We start from the raw sequence: 16329 nt of genomic DNA, 5'->3' as shown, positions 1-16329 counted from the left end.
TCAAGGCCTCATCGCCGAGGGTTCGACGGCCTGGCGGGGCTGGGTGACCAGATACGGGCGGACGCTCTTGACCAGCATCGCCATCTCGTAGCCGAGGACCGCAGCGTCGGCCTCGCGGCCGGCGAGCACGGCGAGGCAGGTGCCGGAGCCCGCGGTGGAGACGAACAGCAGCATCGAGTCGAGTTCGACGACGACCTGGCGCACCTCGCCGCCGTCGCCGAAGCGGATGCCCGCGCTGCGTCCGAGGGAGTAGAGGCCGGAGGCCAGGGCCGCCATGTGGTCGGCGCTGTCCGGGTCGAGGCCGTGGACCGACTTCACGAGCCCGTCGCAGGACAGCAGTACCGCGCTCGTGGTGTGCGGTACGCGCTGCACGAGCCCGCTCATCAGCCAGTCGAGATCGGATACATGGCCGGTCGGCGCATCGCTCGCCATGGTGGATCGACTCCTTGGGGTCCGAAGGTCAGCGGGAGCGGAGGGGGTGGGCACTGCGGAGGGGACGGCGGTGGGGGTGTGCAGGGGGGTGTTCATCCGGCCGGTGTGCTCCCGTCTTGCCGGGTCGTCAGGTCGTGTGCCGTGTCGTCGAGGGCCGACGGCGGTACGGCTATGGGGGCGGCGCCACGGGTGGGGCCGTTCAGCGGCTGGGTCGCGTCCCTGTGCGGCGCGTCCATGGGGGCCAGCTCCATGTGGAGGGCGTCCGTGCGGCCGGTGCCGAGGTGGGGCGGCCCGTCCGCGCGGCCGCCGAGGTACGACGTCGCTTCCCCGCGGTCCCTGTCCCGGCGTACGGTCTCGCCGCCGGTCACGGTGTCCGGGGGCGTCAGGTCGAGGGAGGCCGTGCCCAGCATGGCGGCGTCCCAGTCGGAGCTCTCCATCTGGCGGGCCTCGGCGAGGCCGATGCCGCGCTGGAACGCGGCCATCAGGCCGGGGTCGTGGCCGACGTAGTGCTCGGGGTCCTGGCGGGACGTCGGCAGGGGGCCACCGCGCAGCTGGGGCACGAGGTGCTGCTGTGCGCGGCGCCGGGGCAGCTGGGGCTTGCCCATGGTGCCGCGGACCGTGCCGCCGACGCGCGGGGTGGGGGGCTTGCCGGTGTTGTCGGCCACGGTGCGCCGGTCCTCGGGGCGGATCCCGGGGACGGCCTCGGACGGGTTGGGCCGGTCCTCGCGCGCGCCGCGCACCGGCAGCGGGGTGATACCGCCTGCCCGGCCTCCGCCCTGCTGGCCGCCGCTGCGTCCTGTGCCCTGGTTCTGGCCGCCGCCTCGGCCCGTCTGATGGCCCTGCTGGGTGCTGCCGCGGCCCGGCCCCTGCTGTCGGGGCACGGAGGGACGGGTGGGGCCCGGTGCGGCTGGGCCGGGGTCGGGGCGCCCGGACTGCGCCGACCGGCCCGTCGGGGTGGTGGGGAACTGCTGGGCGGGGGCGGGCCCGTCCGCCGGTCCGGGCGCGGTTGGCCGCAGCCCGGAGGAGTGCTGGGCGTGGCGGGGGCCGGTGCCCGGTCGCCGTACGCCGGTGGGCTGCCGGGTCCCCGTCTGGGGCTGCGGGATGTCCTCGGGGGTGGACCGGTCGGTGCCGAGCAGGCCCTGGGGGACGACGAAGGCGGCCTGGACTCCGCCGTAGATGTTGCTCTGGAGGCGGACCTGGATGCCGTGCCGGCGGGCGAGCTGGGAGACGACGAAGAGGCCGATGCGGCCGTCCTGGAGGAGGCTCGCGACGTTCACCTGGTCGGGGTCGGCGAGCAGGGCGTTCATCTTGTTCTGCTCGGTGACGGGCATGCCGAGGCCCCGGTCCTCCACCTCGACGGCGAGTCCGGAGGTGACGAGGTTGGCGCGGAGCAGGACCTGGGTGTGGGGGGCGGAGAACACCGTGGCGTTCTCGACGAGTTCGGCCAGCAGGTGGATGACGTCGGCGACGGCGTGGCCGCGCAGGGTGCCGTCGACGGGGGGCACCAGCTTGACCCGTGAGTACTGCTCGACCTCGGCGATCGCGGAGCGCAGCACCTCGGTCATGGGGACGGGGTTGCTCCACTGGCGGCGGGAGACGGCGCCGCCGAGGACGGCGAGGTTCTCGGCGTGGCGGCGGATGCGGGTGGCGAGGTGGTCGACGTGGAAGAGGCCCTTGAGCAGGTCGGGGTCCTCGATCTCGTTCTCCAGGTCGTCGAGGATGGAGATCTCGCGCTGCACCAGCGACTGGAGCCGCCGGGCGAGGTTCACGAAGACCTCCAGCTTCTGCTCGCTGCCCGCGTGACTGGAGAGTTGGGAGGCCTGGACCACGGCGGTGACGGCGCTGTCGTGGGCGCGGGTCAGTTCGGCGGTGAGGAGTCCGAAGTCGTCGGCGTCGGGACCGGTCTTGGGGCGTGGGCCGCGCGCGGGCGGCTGCTCGCCGCGCCGGAGCGCCTCGACGAGGGTCCGCAGGTCTTCTTCGCCTTTGGCGCTCGACTCGCGCAGGGCGCCGAGGCGTTCACGTACGGACCTGGCGGTGCGGCCGGCGGCCACGGCGGCGATCAGGACGGCGGCGAGGGCGACCGCGGCGGTGCCGGCGAGCACCGCCCACAGGGTGGGGCCGGGACGGTGTGCGCCGGCGCGGACGGTGAAGAGCACGGCGGCACAGGCGCTGAGGGCCACCGCGGTGGGGGGCAGGACCGCCAGACGCAGCAGTTGTGGCCGTATGTGGATCTCGGGCAGCGCGGGGACGGCACGGGTGACCGATCGCCCGTGCCGCCCGCCCTCACGGCGGTCTGCGCGTGCGGCCGGTGCGCGAAGGTGAGACATCAGCGTCCTCGTACTGGTCCGTCTGGGTGTGGGGGGTGCCGCGTCTGGGCGACTTGGGCGTGCGCCATCGCGTGTCGGTCGGGACAGTCGAAGAATTCGGCACTGCGTCGACCGACGGCAACTCACAGTAGTCGCCAACGCGTCATGTGCGGTGCGCAGTTGACAAAGAGCCCCGCAAAGCGCGCGGCTCTGGTATGAGGCTTCGCACGACAGACCGACCTTTCTTCGGACGGGTGTTCCTGTCTTTTTCTTTGTGCGACACCATTTCGATCAGAGCTGGTCGGAACGGGTCGTCAAAAAACAGCGAGGGCCGCGGAGCAATGCGCTCCGCGGCCCTCGCCGTCAATCGAAAAATCACCCTGTCGGGAGAATTCCGAAGAGGTTGACGATGTCGGTCGCCGCTTTCCGAAGGGTCGGCTTCCGAGGTTTCAGCTCTCGGCGACCAGATCGAGCTGTTCCCCGACGGGCGGCCAGGCGGTCCAGCCTTCGGCCGGCCGACGGGCGACGGACCGCCACCACGGGTCGGCCGGCGGGGTGTTCCGCGGCTCGAACGGCTCGCCCGGCCGCGGCGTGGCCAGGGTGACCCCCGCCTTGTGCGCGGCCCACAGCGAGCGCTCGCCGGGCTCTGCCCAGGAGTGCATCGCCAGGTTGAACGTCGCCCAGTGGATCGGCAGCAGCACACCACCGGTCCCACCGCCCTGGAGGTCGAGGTGGGTCTTCAGCCCTTCCTCGGGTGTCATATGGATGTCGGGCCAGAACTCGCTGTACGCGCCGATCTGGATCATGGTGATGTCGAACGGGCCGTGCTCGGCGCCGATGTCCTTGAAGCCCTGGAAGTAGCCGGTGTCGCCGCTGTGGTAGATCCGGTGCTCGTCACCGGCGACGACCCAGGACGCCCACAGCGTCTGCTGGGCGTTGCGCAGACCGCGGCCGCAGAAGTGCCGGGCGGGGGTGGCGGTCAGGGTGAGGCCGCCGACCTTCGTCGCCTCGTTCCAGTCCAGCTCGCGGATGCGGCCCTCGGAGACACCCCAGTGCTCCAGATGGGCGCCGACACCGAGGGGGACCGCGAAGACGGTGTCCGTGCCGGCCAACGCCTTGATCGTGGGCATGTCGAGGTGGTCGTAGTGGTCGTGCGAGATGACGACGACGTCGACCGGGCCGAGGGCGGCCAGGGGCAGCGGCGCCGGGTGGAGCCGCTTGGGTCCGGCGAAGGCGAACGGGGAGCAGCGCTCACCCCAGACGGGGTCGATGAGCACCCGGTGTCCGTCGATCTCGGCGAGCACGCTGGAATGGCCCATCCATGTGACGCGCAGACCGCTCGCCGGAGGTCTGGCCAGGTCGGCGAGGGTCGTGGAGTGCACGGGGATGAGGCCGGCGGGGGCCCGGCGGACCCGCTCGTCCTTGCGGAAGTACCCCTTGGCCATCTCCAGGGCGACACCGCGCGAGGGTCCGATGCGGGCCCCCTCGGGGTTCACGAACGCGCCGTTCGCGAAGTGCGGGGAGCGGCGGATCCGCTCCAGCCTGGCGCCGGTCGGAACCGCACCGAAGGCGGCTGGCTGGACACGCAGCCCCGAGCTCTGCGAACGGGAACCGGACACGGCACCTCCTGGTGGATTCGCTGAGGCATTCCCATTATGGTCCGCCCCGCTGACAGCACCGCGCCCGATCCGCGGGGGCACGGTGACATACTGACCAACGGTTCAGTAGTGCCATCTGTTCCCCGGGGAGCGCGGACCCGGCGCCTGCTCTCTACAACCCGGTCCGCCCGCCATCCGTTCCCGCCCGCCACCGCCACTCGTCGTCCGGCCGTCTTCAGGAGCCCGTATGTCCGCCCCGTACCTCTCCCTGACCTGGACCGATCACGTCACGGGCCGCCATGGGTTCCTCGTGGTGGACCGGCTGGTGCGCGGGGTGGCCAGCGGCGGGCTGCGGATGCGGCCGGGCTGCACCCTCGACGAGGTCGCCGGGCTGGCCCGCGGCATGACCATGAAGGAGGCGCTGCACTACGACCCCCAGGGCCGTTACGTCCCGCTGGGCGGCGCCAAGGGCGGTATCGACTGCGATCCCCGGGACCCGGAGGCGTACGGCGTCCTGGTGCGCTATCTGCGGGCGACGCGCCCGTACATCGAGGCGTTCTGGACGACCGGCGAGGACCTGGGGCTCTCCCAGGATCTGGTGGACCGGGCTGCCGCGGAGGTGGGTCTCGTCTCGACCGTCCAGGCCGTCTATCCCCTGCTCGACGACGAGCGGGCCGCCCGGCGCCGGCTGGCGGACGCGTTCGCCGTCGAGGTGGACGGGATCGGGCTCGACGAGCTGGTGGGCGGCTGCGGGGTCGCCGAATCCGTCCTCACGGCCCTGGACCGGACCGGCACGCCGTACGCCGGGACGCGGGTCGCCGTGCAGGGCCTGGGCACCATGGGCGGCGCCACCGCCCGCTTCCTCGCCCGGGCGGGCCTCACGATCGTCGCCGTGGCCGACATCAAGGGCACCGTCTCGAACCCCGCCGGCCTGGACGTCGAGGCCCTGCTCACCGCCCGCGACGCCCATGGCACGGTCGACCGCTCCGCGCTGCGCCCGGAGGACCGGGAGACCTCCTCGGACGCCTGGCTGGCCGTCGACGCCGACGTCCTGGTGCCCGCGGCCGTCTCGTACGCGATCGACCCGGCCAACCAGGGGCGGATCACCGCCCCTCTGATCGTCGAGGCGGCCAACATGCCGGTCCTCCCCGAGGCCGAGGCCCTGCTGGCCGCCCGCGGGGTGACGGTCCTCCCCGACGTGGTCGTCAACTCCGGCACGAACGCCTGGTGGTGGTGGACCCTGTTCGGCGACATCGCCCCGGACGCGCGCAGCGCCTTCGACCACACCCGCCGCTCCATGCGTGCCCTCGTGGACCTGATGCTGTCGCGCGCCGAGCGTGACGGCACGACCCCCCGGGCGGCCGCGCACGCGCTGGCCGCCGACCGCCTCCCGGTCATCGAGGCACGCCATGGGCGCCACCGCCCGATCTGACCCGTAGGTAGGGTTGCCGTGTGGGCAGGGTCAGGTTGAGCGTGGCCGAGCGGCGCGAGGAGCTGCTGCGGGCGGCCATCGAGCAGATCGAGGCGCGGGGCGTGGCGGCGGTACGGATCGCCGACGTGGCCGCGTCCCTCGGCGTGAGCAACGCCTTGGTGCTCTACCACTTCTCGACCAAGGAGAAGCTGGTCGCCGAGGCTTTCCGCCACGCCGCCGAGGGCGACCTCGCCCACCTCCGCAAGCTGATCGCCCGCCGGACGACGGCGCTGCGCCGCCTCCGGGCGGCCGTCCGCTGGTACGCGCCCACCGGCCAGGCCAAGGGCTGGCGCCTGTGGATCGAGGGCTGGGCGGTCTCCCTCCGCGACCCCACCCTCCGCGCGGTCACCCGTGACCTGGACCTCCAGTGGAAGGCCGCGCTCACCGGCCTCATCGAGGAGGGCGCGGCCGCCGCGGAGTTCCACTGCCCCGACCCGCAGGCATCGGCCCTCCGCCTCACCGCCCTCCTGGACGGCCTGGCCGTACAGCTCACGTCCTACGACGGAGCGGTCTCCCGCACAAAGGCCCAGCAATGGGCGGACGAGGCCCTGGCCCGCGAACTGAATCTCCCGGAAGCACCGACGTCCTGACCCCAGCGGCTGCCGCCGTACCACCACGGCGAGCCGGCCGACCCCGCACGGCCCCGCCCCACGACGAACGGCAGGCGCACGCGGCCGACCGGAAACCGGCTCAGGCCACGGAAGCGATCCGCATCTTGATGTCGTCGGGCGACAACGCCCCCTTCGCCGACACATGGTCCCCGGACGACTCCCCGCGCAGCCGACGCCCGATCCACGGCACGAGGTACTCCCGCGCCCAGTGGATGTTGTCCCGCCGCACCTCGAACGTCCCCCGCGGCGGCAGCGGCGGCCACGGCTGCTCGGGGTCCGCCGGCACCTCCAGGCCCAGCACCTGCCCGGCCCGCAGCGCGACCCGCGTGTGCCCCTCGGGCGACAGGTGCAACCGGTCGTCGTCCCAGGCCCGCCGGTCCTGCACGGTCCTCAGCGACCACAGGTCGAGCACGGGACAGCCGTACCGGTCGGCGATGGCCCGCACATGCCCGTTGTACGTCGCGATCTTCCCCCGCAGATGCCGGAGCACCGGCACGTCACGGGTGTCGAAGCCGGTGGTCACCATCACCGTGCCGACCGCCGACGTGAGCCGGACCACCGCCCGCTCGAACCGCTCGGCGACCTCGTCGGGGTCGGTGCCGGGACGGATGATGTCGTTCCCGCCCGCACAGAAGGACATGAGGTCCGGCGCGAGTTCGAGAGCCCGCGGCACCTGGTCCTCGATGATCTGGTCGAGGAGCTTCCCGCGGACCGCGAGGTTGTTGTATCTGAAGTCGCCCTCGGGCACCCGGTCCGCGAGGAGCACCGCGAACCGGTCCGCCCAACCGACGAACGCCCCGTCGGGGCCGGGGTCGCCGACGCCCTCGGTGAAGCTGTCCCCCACCGCCACGTACGACCCGATCACTGATCTGCTGTTCTTCGAATCGTCTGCCACATCGGGCCATGATTCACCTTCGGATGTGACCTACGCGACCGTAATAAGGGGTTGACGGGCGGTGAGATAGACCACGCTTCAAGATTCGATCAACCCGGGAATACGCCAGGTCCGGGCAGCCGCCACACAGACCGGTCACGGGCGCGCCGTAGGCCGGACCCCGGGGATCGGGGTCCGGCCTTCGGCCGCACTCAGCCGGCCATCAGCGGCACGTCAGACGGTGACGCCCTTCGACCGGAGGTAGGCCAGCGGGTCGATGTCCGAGCCGTAGTCGGGGGTCGTACGGATCTCGAAGTGCAGGTGCGGGCCGGTGACGTTGCCGGTCGCGCCCGACAGCCCGATCTGCTGGCCGCCGGTCACGGACTGACCCGCGGAGACGCCGATGGAGGAGAGGTGGGCGTACTGGGCGTAGTAGCCGTCGGCGAGCTTGATGACGACCTGGTTGCCGTAGGCGCCGCCCCAGCCGGCGGAGACGACGGTGCCGGCGCCCACGGCCTTGAGGCTCGTGTCGGTCGGGGCCACGAAGTCGACACCGGTGTGGTAGCCGCTGGACCACATGCTGCCGGCGGTCTTGTACGCCGTGCCGATGGTCGCGCCCTCGATGGGCAGGGTGAAGCCGGAGCTGTTCGACGGAGCGGCCTGACCCGCGGACGTGTCGGCCACGTCCTGCGTCGCGGACGCGGGGGTCTTGGGCGCCTCGGAGGGCTTGGACGACTGCGTCGACGGGGCCTTCGTCGACGACTGCGACAGCCCGGCCTTGGCGGCCTTGCCGCCGATGGTGAGCTTCAGGCCGGGGTGGATCAGCGCGGGGTCGGAACCGATCACGGAACGGTTGTCCGAGTAGAGCCGCTTCCAGCCGCCCTGGACGTGCTGCTCGTGGGCGATCTTCGCGAGGTAGTCGCCGGCCTTCACCGTGTAGGTCCTCGTCGCCTTCTTCTTGGCGGCGACCTGTTCGACGGCACCCTTCTCGGGGGTGGCCGTGATCGTCTTCTCGGAAGCCCCGGACACGGCGGCCGTGGGGGTCGCGGCGTGGGCGCCGACGGCGCCCATCAGGGGCAGTGCGAGCGCGGCGCCACCGGTTCCGGCAGCGGCGATGGAGCGGGTGAGACGCTGGGACTTGGGACGGCGGTGCTTACCCTTCGCGGGCATGGCGAATTCCTCTCCGGCGCCTGCGAGGTGAGCTGTCGGGTGCGAACTGGAGATGTCCGGCCGGGCTGGTGCCCGGCTTTACCCCTAGCCGTTCCGGAGACCGGAACAGGCGGTACTACCTGTGGGTCCCCCGCTCCTGCCGTGGATCGGGTCGGTACGCGGCTCCGGTCGGCGGCAGGATTGGGCGTCCGTCCGGATCGAGGGTGAACGTAAGCGACTTGTCCCCACAGAGACAACCATCGGGATTTCCTGTGCGTCTTCCTACGTGATCCATACAACGAATCCCGATTACGCTCCGTAAACAGGCGCCGGATATCCCTTTCCAACGGCCCTGGAAATGCGTAAGAATTACGTGGACATGGCGGCGACAGCGCGTCACGGATATGACACTGCTCACGCGGCTACGACTCAGCAGTCTGCATTCCAGGGCCAGTTGGATTAACGGTTCCATTTCGGACATAACGCTCACATACGACGCAGGCGGACAACCTTCGCGTCGAAGTCGCCACGCAGCCCTGTCCGCAGGCCGTGATGCAACAGCACCGCCCCTCGGTGCAGTTCGCCCGTTTCGCGGCATTCATAGGTCGCCGCGGGGTCGAGGCCGCGCAGCCGGAGCGGCGGGAGCGGCTCACCGTAGTGCTGGGCCTGGAGGCAGGCGAGGACGACCACCTCGTCGCCGTGGACGTACTGCACGGCGCTCAGCCCTCCGCTCGGCGGGCGCAGCCGGTAGAGGTCGCCGCGCTGCACGACGGGCTTGATCTCCTTGTACAGCTCCACCCACTCCCGCGCCTCGGCCAGTTCCTCGTCGCTCCATCGCGTGAGGTCGCCTCCGACGCCGAGCACGCCCGCCATGGAGCTGACGAAGCGGAACCGCAGGGAGCTGACCCGGCCGTTGAGCTGGTTGTTCGGGCTGTCGGTGACCCAGGCGGCCATGACCCGCGCGGGGTGGATGTGACTGAACCCGTGCTGGATGGCGAGCCGGTCCAGCGGGTCGGTGTTGTCGGAGGTCCACACCTGGTCGGTCCGCGACATGACCCCGAGGTCGATCCGGCCGCCGCCGCCCGAGCACGACTCGAAGGCGACGCCGGGGTGCGCGGCCCGCAGCCGGTCCAGCAGGGCGTAGTAGGCGTGCACGTGCTCGACCCACAGCTTCTGCGGGTACTCCTCACCGGGCCAGCCGGCGTCCGTGAAGCAGCGGTTGAAGTCCCACTTCACATAGTCGATCGGGGCGCTGGAGAGCAGGGTGTCCAGCTTCTCCCACAGGTACTCCTGGACGTCCGGCCGCGCGAGGTTGAGCACCAGCTGGTTGCGGAGTTCCGTCCGCTTTCGTCCCGGTTGGAACTGTGCCCAGTCGGGGTGCGCCCGGTACAGCTCGCTGTCCGGGTTGACCATCTCGGGCTCCACCCAGATGCCGAACTGCATCCCGAGGGCGTGCACCTGGTCGGCGAGCGGCTTCAGCCCCTCGGGGAAGCGGTCCGGGTTGGGCGTCCAGTCGCCGAGTCCGGCCCGGTCGCTGGTGCGCGCCCCGAACCAGCCGTCATCGACCACGAACAGTTCGACGCCGATGGCCGCCGCCCGCTCGGCGAGCGCCCGCTGCTGCTCCTCCGAGATGTCGAACTCGGTGGCCTCCCAGGAGTTGAACAGCACCGGACGGTCCTGGTCGGCGTCCGGGATGACGTACGCCCGCTGGTAGGCGTGCCAGGCGCGGCTCGCCCCGCCGTGGCCGCCGTCGGACCACAGTGCGGCGAAGACGGGAGTGGTGAACGTCTCGCCGGCCTCCAGTCGCAGCAGGCCCGACTCGTCGTACCCGGCGCCGCCGGTGATCTGCACCCGTGCGTCCGGGAGCTGGGCCACGGCGATCCGCCAGGAGCCCGACCAGCCGAGGGCGCAGCCGTAGACCTCGCCGTGCTCCTCGGTGGCGTCGGTGTCGAGGGCGACCCAGGGCAGATGCTGGTGTCCGGTGTGCCCGCGGCGGCTGCCGATGACCTTCTCGCCGTAGGTCAGTTCGCCGCGCGCCAGCCGGGACTCGGCCGCCCACCGGCCGTGCAGCTGGGACAGGCGCCAGCTCTCCTCGCGGCGGGGCAGCGTCCAGGTCGCCGAGTCGGCCCGCAGCAGTTCCACGGTGGCCCCCTCGTTGGCGAGGGTCACCCAGCGCTCCACGACGTCGTCGCGCATCCGGTAGTGGAGGGTGATCCGCAGACCGTCGTCGACGAAGCGCAGGCGCAGCTCGTCACCGTCCGCCTCGTACTCCTGGAAGGTCCACTCGGTGCCGCGCCGCTCCCCGGTGCGGACCGAGAGGGCGGGGCGCGTGAAGCGGGGCCCGCCCTCGACGGGGTACTCCTCGTGGCCGTCGACGGGGGCTTCGAAAGGCCAGTAGGGCAACTCCTGGCGGGCGGCCAGCTCCTCGGCGTCGGCGAGGGCGATCCTCGGGCCCCAGTGGAGGTGCAGCAGCTCGTCGTTCTCGGTGAGCCGCAGGGCGTAGCTGCTCCGGGGGCCCGTGAGAAGCCAGGTCCGGCCGTCCGTGGCGATGTCCAACATCATGGCCTCACAAATTCGAACAGGTGCGATCGTGCTTCAACATCATTGCAGGTCGTCGCGGGAGCGTACCGCCGCCTGTGGACAACGGGACGCCGACGCCGTGGCCCCCTGTGGACAACTCATTGCGTCAGGCACCCATGTCGTATCGTCGAGGGGCGCCTCGATGCCGAGCGCGTGCCCGTCGACGATCGGCGCCGACGGCCGGATGGGAGGAGCCCCCGTGACGCAGCAGATCCCGTCGACCGAACCCGAGTTGGCCGGGGTGCGCAATTTCCGCGATGTGGGCGGCCTGCCGACCGTGGACGGTCGCCGGGTGCGTCACGGAGTGCTGTTCCGCAGCGGGCATCTCGCGCACGCCACCGACGACGACGCCGCGTTCCTGAGCTCCCTCGGCCTGCACACGATCTTCGACTTCCGCAATGCGGCCGATCAGAAGCTGGAGGGCCCGGACGTCGAGCTGCCCGGCGTGCGGAACGTGAATCTGCCGCTGTCCGACCCGGCGGACGGCGCCGAGTTCTGGAAGATGGTCCGCGACGGCGATGTGGACCAGCTGCGCGCGCTGCTGGACGACGGCAATGCGGCCGGCCGGATGATCGCCTCCTACCGCACGATCATCAAGAACCGCACGGCCGAGCACTCCCGTGTGCTGCACGCGCTGGCGGAGGACAGCGTGCCGGCACTGATGCACTGCGCGGCCGGCAAGGACCGCGCGGGCCTGTCCATAGCGGTGACGCTCCTCGCCCTCGGCGTGGAGCGCGAGGCCATCGTGGCCGACTACCTGGAGTCGAACGCCAAGCACCGCCGCTACAAGGTGCACCGCAGCAGCAGCTCCCCGAGCGCCTACTCCCCGGAGATCATGGAGCTGCTCAGCCCCCTGTTCGACGCCCGCGCCGAGTACCTCCAGGCGGCCTTCGACACGGTCGAGGAGACCTGGGGCGACGTGGACACCTATCTGGAGCAGGGCCTGAAGCTGAGCCCCGCGAGCCGGGAGCTGCTGCGCGAGCGCCTGCTCGACTAGTCACCGCACGGCGCCCACCTCGGTCACTGCTTGGCGCCCACCTCGGTCACTGCTTGGCGCCCACCTCGAACAGCAGATAGATGAAGGCCGCGAAGACATGGCCGACGGCGATGTAGATGATGAGCCGCACCCACAGGGCGCGGGGGAACTTCTCTTCCATGTCAGCCATGGGTGGTCTCCGGGGTGGTCGGCCCGAGGCACAGCGCGGCGGTCGGGCTCTGCAGCAGGGTGTGGACGAACAGCAGATCGGCGCCGTCGTGATCGGCGGCGGCGATGCGGTGCGGGGTCAGCGAGTCGAAATGCGCGCTGTCCCCGGGCCCGAGCAGGTGCGCGGTGTCCCCGAGGCGCAGCCGCAGGCGTCCCTTCAGGACGTACAGCCACTCCTCGCCGGGGTGCACGCGCACGATGTCGCCCTGGGAGCCGTACGGCACATGGACGCGCAGCGCCTGCATCCCGCGTCCGGGGGCGCCCGCCTGCCAGTAGGTCCAGCCGCCGGCCGGGGTGGGCTCCATGTCACCGGCGCGCAGGACGGCGTCCCGTTCGGGGACCGTCTCGCCGAGCAGTTCGGAGACGGTCGTACCGTAGACGCGGGCCAGCGCGAGCAGCATCGGCAGCGACGGCTGACGCTGTCCCGTCTCCAGCCGGGAGAGGTGCGCCGGTGACAGCCCGGCGGCCCGGGCCGCCGCCTCCAGCGTGAGGGAGGCCCGGCGGCGCAGGGCACGCAGCTGCGGGGCGACGACGGGCAGGTCCGCGTCCGTCGCGGGCTCGGGAGGGTCCGTACCCTCGGAAGGGCTCATGCCCTCCATTCAGCCGCAGCCTTGCCTGTGGGGCAAATTTCTTGCCTCAGAGGCAAAGCGTCGGGCCGCCGGGGGCACGGTCCGCTCGGCGCGGGGACTACCGGTTGGCCACCGCCTGCTTCACCAGGGTCCTGCCGAAGTCCCACATCAGCCCGCCGCCGCTGTGCGCGTCGTCCATCACCTCGGTGAAGGCCGCGACGAACCGGTCCACCTCCCGCTCGCCGATGATCAGGGGCGGGATCAGTTTGATCACCTCCAGATGGTCGCCGGAGACCTGCGTGAGGATGCGGTGCCGTTGCAGCAGCGGTACGACGACCATCTGCGCGAACAGTCCCTTGCGCGCCGCCTGGAGCATCGTCCACCGGCCGCGCAGCTTCAGCGACCTGGGTCTGCCGAACTCGATGCCGATCATCAGCCCCCGTCCGCGCACCTCGCTGAGCAGCTCGTACGTGTCGACCAGCGCGGCCAGCCGGCTCTTGAGCAGCTCTCCCGTGGCGCGGGCGTTCGCCACGATCTCCTCGTTCTCCATGACCGACAGGACGGCGAGCCCGGCGGCCATGGCCTGGGCGTTGGAGCCGAAGCTCGCCGAGTGCACGAGGACGCGGTCCATCGACGAGTACACCTTCTTGAAGATCCACTCCTTGCCGAGGGTCGCGCCGACCGGTACGTAGCCGCCGGAGAGCGCCTTGGCGACGCACACCAGGTCCGGTTCCACGCCCTCCTCGTGCTGGTAGGCGTAGAAGTCCCCGGTCCGCCCGAGGCCGGTCTGCACCTCGTCGAGGATGAGCAGCGCCTTGTGCCCGTGCAGGAGTTCCTGGGCGGCGCGCAGATAGCCGGGCGGCGCCTCGTGCACCCCCTTGCCCTGGATGGGTTCCACGATCAGGGCGGCGACGTCGCCCTTCCTCAGCTCCCTCGCCAGTGCGTCGAGATCACCGAGCGGTACGGCGGTGTCGGGCAGCAGCGGGGCGAAGCCGTCCCGGAAGCCGCTCTCGCCGTTGACGGAGAGGGAGCCGGTGGTGAGCCCGTGGAAGGCGTGGTCGCAGTAGAGGACGCGGGGGCGGCCGGTGGCGTACCGGGCGAACTTCAGCGCGGTCTCGACGGCCTCCGTACCGCTGTTGCCGAAGAACACCCGGTCCAGGTGCGGGCTGTGGGCGAGCAGCCGTTCGGCGAGCAGTCCGGGCAGGGGCTGGCAGTCGAAGCGGGTGAGGTCGGCGAGCTGCGCGTCCAGGACGTCGTGCAGCGCCTTGCGGACGACGGGGTGGTGGCGGCCGAGGCCCATCACCCCGAACCCGGCGAGCATGTCCAGATGGTCCTGCCCGTCGGCGTCCCAGAAGTACGCGCCCTCGGCCCGCTCGTAGACCTTGTCGAAGCCGATGGTGTGCAGCATGCGCGGGAGTTGGTGGTTCAGGTAGCGGGCGTGGAGTTCGTAGCGCTCGGCGCCACGCTCGGCGAGCAGTCCGCCGAGGTCGAACTCCCCGTTCCCGGCGGCGGGTTCCGCGGTGGTCATTGCGGTGTCTCCTTGACGGGCCCCTTGACGCCCTCGGCCTCGATCTGATCCCCCTGCGACGCCGACGCGCCCTTCGCGACGGCCCCCTCCGTGAGCGGCCCCTTCTCGACCGCGTCCTTCCCCGCCAGGCACGCGCTGATCCGTCCGGCGATGTCGACCGGTGTCAGCCCGATGTCCGCCAGCACCTCGGCCCGCTTGGCGTGCGCGAGGAACTGCTCGGGGATGCCGAACCGTCGTACGGGTACGTCCACGTCGGCGTCCCCCAGGGTCAGGGCGACCGCCGAACCCACTCCGGCCGCCCGGCTGTTGTCCTCGACGACCGCCACCAGCCGGTGCCCGTCGGCGAGCCACGGCAGCGCCGGGTCCACCGGCTTGACCCAGCGGGGATCGACGACGGTGCAGCCGATGCCGCGCGCCTGAAGCAGCTCGGCGGCCTGGAGGCACACCCCCGCCATGACGCCGACGGCCACCAGCAGCACCTCGGGGTCCGCGGGGGCCGGGGGGCGGTGCAGGACGTCCATGCCGCCGACCCGTTCCAGGGACGGGATCTCGGGCCCCACCGACTCCTTCGGGAACCGGATCAGGGTCGGCGCGTCGTCCACGGCGACCGCCTCCCGCAGCTGTGCCCGCAGCTGTTCGGCGTCGCGCGGCGCGGCGATCCGCAGCCCCGGGACGACCTGGAGGACGGACATGTCCCACATGCCGTTGTGCGAGGCGCCGTCGACACCGGTGACCCCGGCCCGGTCCAGGACGAACGTCACCCCGCACCGGTGCAGGGCCACATCCATGAGCAGTTGGTCGAAGGCCCGGTTGAGGAAGGTGGCGTAGACGGCGACGACGGGATGGAGGCCGCCGGTGGCGAGGCCGGCCGCCGACACCGCCGCGTGCTGCTCGGCGATCCCGACGTCCCAGACCCGCTCGGGGAACTTCTCCGCGAACCTGCCGAGGCCCACCGGGTGCAGCATGGCGGCCGTGATGGCGACGACGTCCTCCCGCTCGTCGGCGATCCGGACGATCTCGTCACCGAAGACCGACGTCCAGGAGGGTCCACCGGGGGGACCGAGCGGCTCACAGGTGAGCGGGTCCATCACGCCGACCGTGTGGAAGTGGTCCTCCTCGTCGGCGAGGGCCGGCTCGTACCCCCGGCCCTTCTGGGTCAGACAGTGGACGAGGACGGGCCCGTGGAACCGTTTGGCCCGGCGCAGCGCCGACTCGACCGCCTGGACGTCGTGCCCGTCGATCGGGCCCACGTACTTCAGGCCCAGGTCCTCGAACATGCCCTGGGGGGCGAACGCGTCCTTGAAACCCTTCTTCGCCCCGTGCAGCGCCTCGTAGACCGGGTGGCCGACCACGGGGGTGCGCAGCAGGACGTCCTTGCCCCAGGCCAGGAACTGCTCGTAACCGTCGGTGGTGCGCAGGGTGGCGAGGTGGTTGGCGAGGCCGCCGATGGTCGGCGCGTAGGAGCGTTCGTTGTCGTTGACGACGATGATCAGCGGCCGGTCCTTGGCGGCCGCGATGTTGTTGAGCGCCTCCCAGGCCATGCCCCCGGTGAGCGCGCCGTCACCGATGACGGCGACGACGTGGCCCCGCTCCCCCCGCACCTGGCGGGCCTTGGCGAGGCCGTCGGCCCAGCCGAGGGCGGTGGAGGCGTGGCTGTTCTCGATGACGTCGTGCTCGGACTCCTCACGCGAGGGGTAGCCGGACAGGCCGCCCTTGCCGCGCAGCTTGGAGAAGTCCTGACGTCCCGTCAGCAGCTTGTGGACGTAGCTCTGGTGACCGGTGTCCCACAGGATCCGGTCCGTGGGTGACTCGAAGACCCGGTGGAGCGCGATGGTCAGCTCCACCACCCCCAGGTTGGGCCCCAGGTGACCGCCGGTCCTGGCGACCGCGTGCACCAGGAACTCCCGGATCTCCTCGGCCAGTGCACCGAGTTCCGCCTCGGTCAGCGCCTTCACGTCGCGCGGTTGCCGGATGTTTCCCAGAATCGTCACGTCGGGCCCCCTCTCG

At 71.5% G+C, this 16329-nt stretch carries 13 protein-coding genes and 1 riboswitch; of the genes, 3 read left to right on the top strand and 10 right to left on the bottom strand.

Annotated elements, in window-relative coordinates; translation table 11 throughout:
- From SMA5143A_RS05645 to SMA5143A_RS05635, 3 genes are all read right to left on the bottom strand, one after another.
- Positions 1 to 432, bottom strand: coding sequence for a roadblock/LC7 domain-containing protein (locus SMA5143A_RS05645; protein ID WP_107461817.1), 432 nt, complete (start codon positions 430 to 432; stop codon positions 1 to 3).
- A 92-nt stretch (positions 433 to 524) separates the two neighbouring features.
- On the bottom strand, positions 525 to 2759 hold the full coding sequence (locus tag SMA5143A_RS05640) for a sensor histidine kinase (protein ID WP_181361750.1): 2235 nt from the start codon (positions 2757 to 2759) through the stop codon (positions 525 to 527).
- A 428-nt stretch (positions 2760 to 3187) separates the two neighbouring features.
- On the bottom strand, positions 3188 to 4357 hold the full coding sequence (locus SMA5143A_RS05635; protein WP_181361749.1) for an MBL fold metallo-hydrolase: 1170 nt from the start codon (positions 4355 to 4357) through the stop codon (positions 3188 to 3190).
- Between the two features lie 226 nt (positions 4358 to 4583).
- On the opposite strand from SMA5143A_RS05635, the gene SMA5143A_RS05630 reads away from it, so the two are divergent.
- Both SMA5143A_RS05630 and SMA5143A_RS05625 read left to right on the top strand, forming a co-directional pair.
- Positions 4584 to 5768, top strand: a complete 1185-nt coding sequence (locus SMA5143A_RS05630) for a Glu/Leu/Phe/Val dehydrogenase dimerization domain-containing protein (RefSeq protein WP_107461816.1) — start codon at positions 4584 to 4586, stop codon at positions 5766 to 5768.
- A 20-nt stretch (positions 5769 to 5788) separates the two neighbouring features.
- Complete coding sequence (locus SMA5143A_RS05625; protein WP_181361748.1) at positions 5789 to 6397, top strand: TetR/AcrR family transcriptional regulator; 609 nt, start codon at positions 5789 to 5791, stop codon at positions 6395 to 6397.
- 100 nt (positions 6398 to 6497) lie between these two features.
- Here the strand turns inward: SMA5143A_RS05625 and SMA5143A_RS05620 are convergent, their stop codons facing one another.
- From SMA5143A_RS05620 to SMA5143A_RS05610, 3 genes are all read right to left on the bottom strand, one after another.
- A complete protein-coding gene (locus SMA5143A_RS05620) occupies positions 6498 to 7283 on the bottom strand; it encodes an SGNH/GDSL hydrolase family protein (protein ID WP_107461814.1) in 786 nt (261 codons plus the stop codon).
- Positions 7284 to 7526: 243 nt separating this feature from the next.
- Positions 7527 to 8462, bottom strand: coding sequence for a M23 family metallopeptidase (locus tag SMA5143A_RS05615; protein WP_107461813.1), 936 nt, complete (start codon positions 8460 to 8462; stop codon positions 7527 to 7529).
- A gap of 4 nt (positions 8463 to 8466) precedes the next feature.
- Positions 8467 to 8625: riboswitch (cyclic di-AMP (ydaO/yuaA leader) on the bottom strand.
- A gap of 302 nt (positions 8626 to 8927) precedes the next feature.
- Positions 8928 to 11000, bottom strand: coding sequence for an alpha-galactosidase (locus SMA5143A_RS05610; protein ID WP_107461898.1), 2073 nt, complete (start codon positions 10998 to 11000; stop codon positions 8928 to 8930).
- A 220-nt stretch (positions 11001 to 11220) separates the two neighbouring features.
- Between SMA5143A_RS05610 and SMA5143A_RS05605 the strand changes: the two genes are divergently transcribed.
- A complete protein-coding gene (locus SMA5143A_RS05605; RefSeq protein WP_107461812.1) occupies positions 11221 to 12018 on the top strand; it encodes a tyrosine-protein phosphatase in 798 nt (265 codons plus the stop codon).
- A gap of 46 nt (positions 12019 to 12064) precedes the next feature.
- Here SMA5143A_RS05605 and SMA5143A_RS05600 read toward each other — a convergent pair whose 3' ends face one another.
- The 4 genes from SMA5143A_RS05600 to dxs all read right to left on the bottom strand — a co-directional run bounded on the left by SMA5143A_RS05600 (position 12065) and on the right by dxs (position 16313).
- Entirely contained in the window at positions 12065 to 12187 is a 123-nt protein-coding gene (locus SMA5143A_RS05600) for a DUF6126 family protein (protein WP_055521055.1), read from the bottom strand.
- On the bottom strand, positions 12180 to 12815 hold the full coding sequence (locus SMA5143A_RS05595) for a helix-turn-helix domain-containing protein (protein WP_107461811.1): 636 nt from the start codon (positions 12813 to 12815) through the stop codon (positions 12180 to 12182). The genes SMA5143A_RS05600 and SMA5143A_RS05595 overlap by 8 nt, the downstream gene beginning before the upstream one ends.
- 97 nt (positions 12816 to 12912) lie before the next feature.
- Positions 12913 to 14322, bottom strand: a complete 1410-nt coding sequence (locus tag SMA5143A_RS05590; protein ID WP_107461810.1) for an aspartate aminotransferase family protein — start codon at positions 14320 to 14322, stop codon at positions 12913 to 12915.
- The gene (gene dxs, locus SMA5143A_RS05585) at positions 14319 to 16313 is read right to left on the bottom strand and encodes a 1-deoxy-D-xylulose-5-phosphate synthase (RefSeq protein ID WP_258193411.1); all 1995 of its coding nucleotides are present in this window, start codon (positions 16311 to 16313) and stop codon (positions 14319 to 14321) included. The genes SMA5143A_RS05590 and dxs overlap by 4 nt, the downstream gene beginning before the upstream one ends.
- Between the last annotated feature and the right edge of the window lie 16 nt (positions 16314 to 16329).

The organism is Streptomyces sp. MA5143a (assembly GCF_900290235.1).
Classification (GTDB): Bacteria; Actinomycetota; Actinomycetes; order Streptomycetales; family Streptomycetaceae; genus Streptomyces.
Note: the sequence above shows the minus strand (reverse complement) of the source record. Positions and strands in the feature narration are given on the sequence as shown.

Excerpts from the sequence above, each read along its gene's own strand:
- SMA5143A_RS05645 (WP_107461817.1), bottom strand. The coding sequence starts at position 432 with ATGGCGAGCGATGCGCCGACCGGCCATGTATCCGATCTCGACTGGCTG.
- SMA5143A_RS05640 (WP_181361750.1), bottom strand. The coding sequence starts at position 2,759 with ATGTCTCACCTTCGCGCACCGGCCGCACGCGCAGACCGCCGTGAGGGC.
- SMA5143A_RS05630 (WP_107461816.1), top strand. The coding sequence starts at position 4,584 with ATGTCCGCCCCGTACCTCTCCCTGACCTGGACCGATCACGTCACGGGC.
- SMA5143A_RS05615 (WP_107461813.1), bottom strand. The coding sequence starts at position 8,462 with ATGCCCGCGAAGGGTAAGCACCGCCGTCCCAAGTCCCAGCGTCTCACC.
- SMA5143A_RS05610 (WP_107461898.1), bottom strand. The coding sequence starts at position 11,000 with ATGTTGGACATCGCCACGGACGGCCGGACCTGGCTTCTCACGGGCCCC.
- SMA5143A_RS05600 (WP_055521055.1), bottom strand. The coding sequence starts at position 12,187 with ATGGCTGACATGGAAGAGAAGTTCCCCCGCGCCCTGTGGGTGCGGCTC.
- SMA5143A_RS05595 (WP_107461811.1), bottom strand. The coding sequence starts at position 12,815 with ATGAGCCCTTCCGAGGGTACGGACCCTCCCGAGCCCGCGACGGACGCG.
- SMA5143A_RS05590 (WP_107461810.1), bottom strand. The coding sequence starts at position 14,322 with ATGACCACCGCGGAACCCGCCGCCGGGAACGGGGAGTTCGACCTCGGC.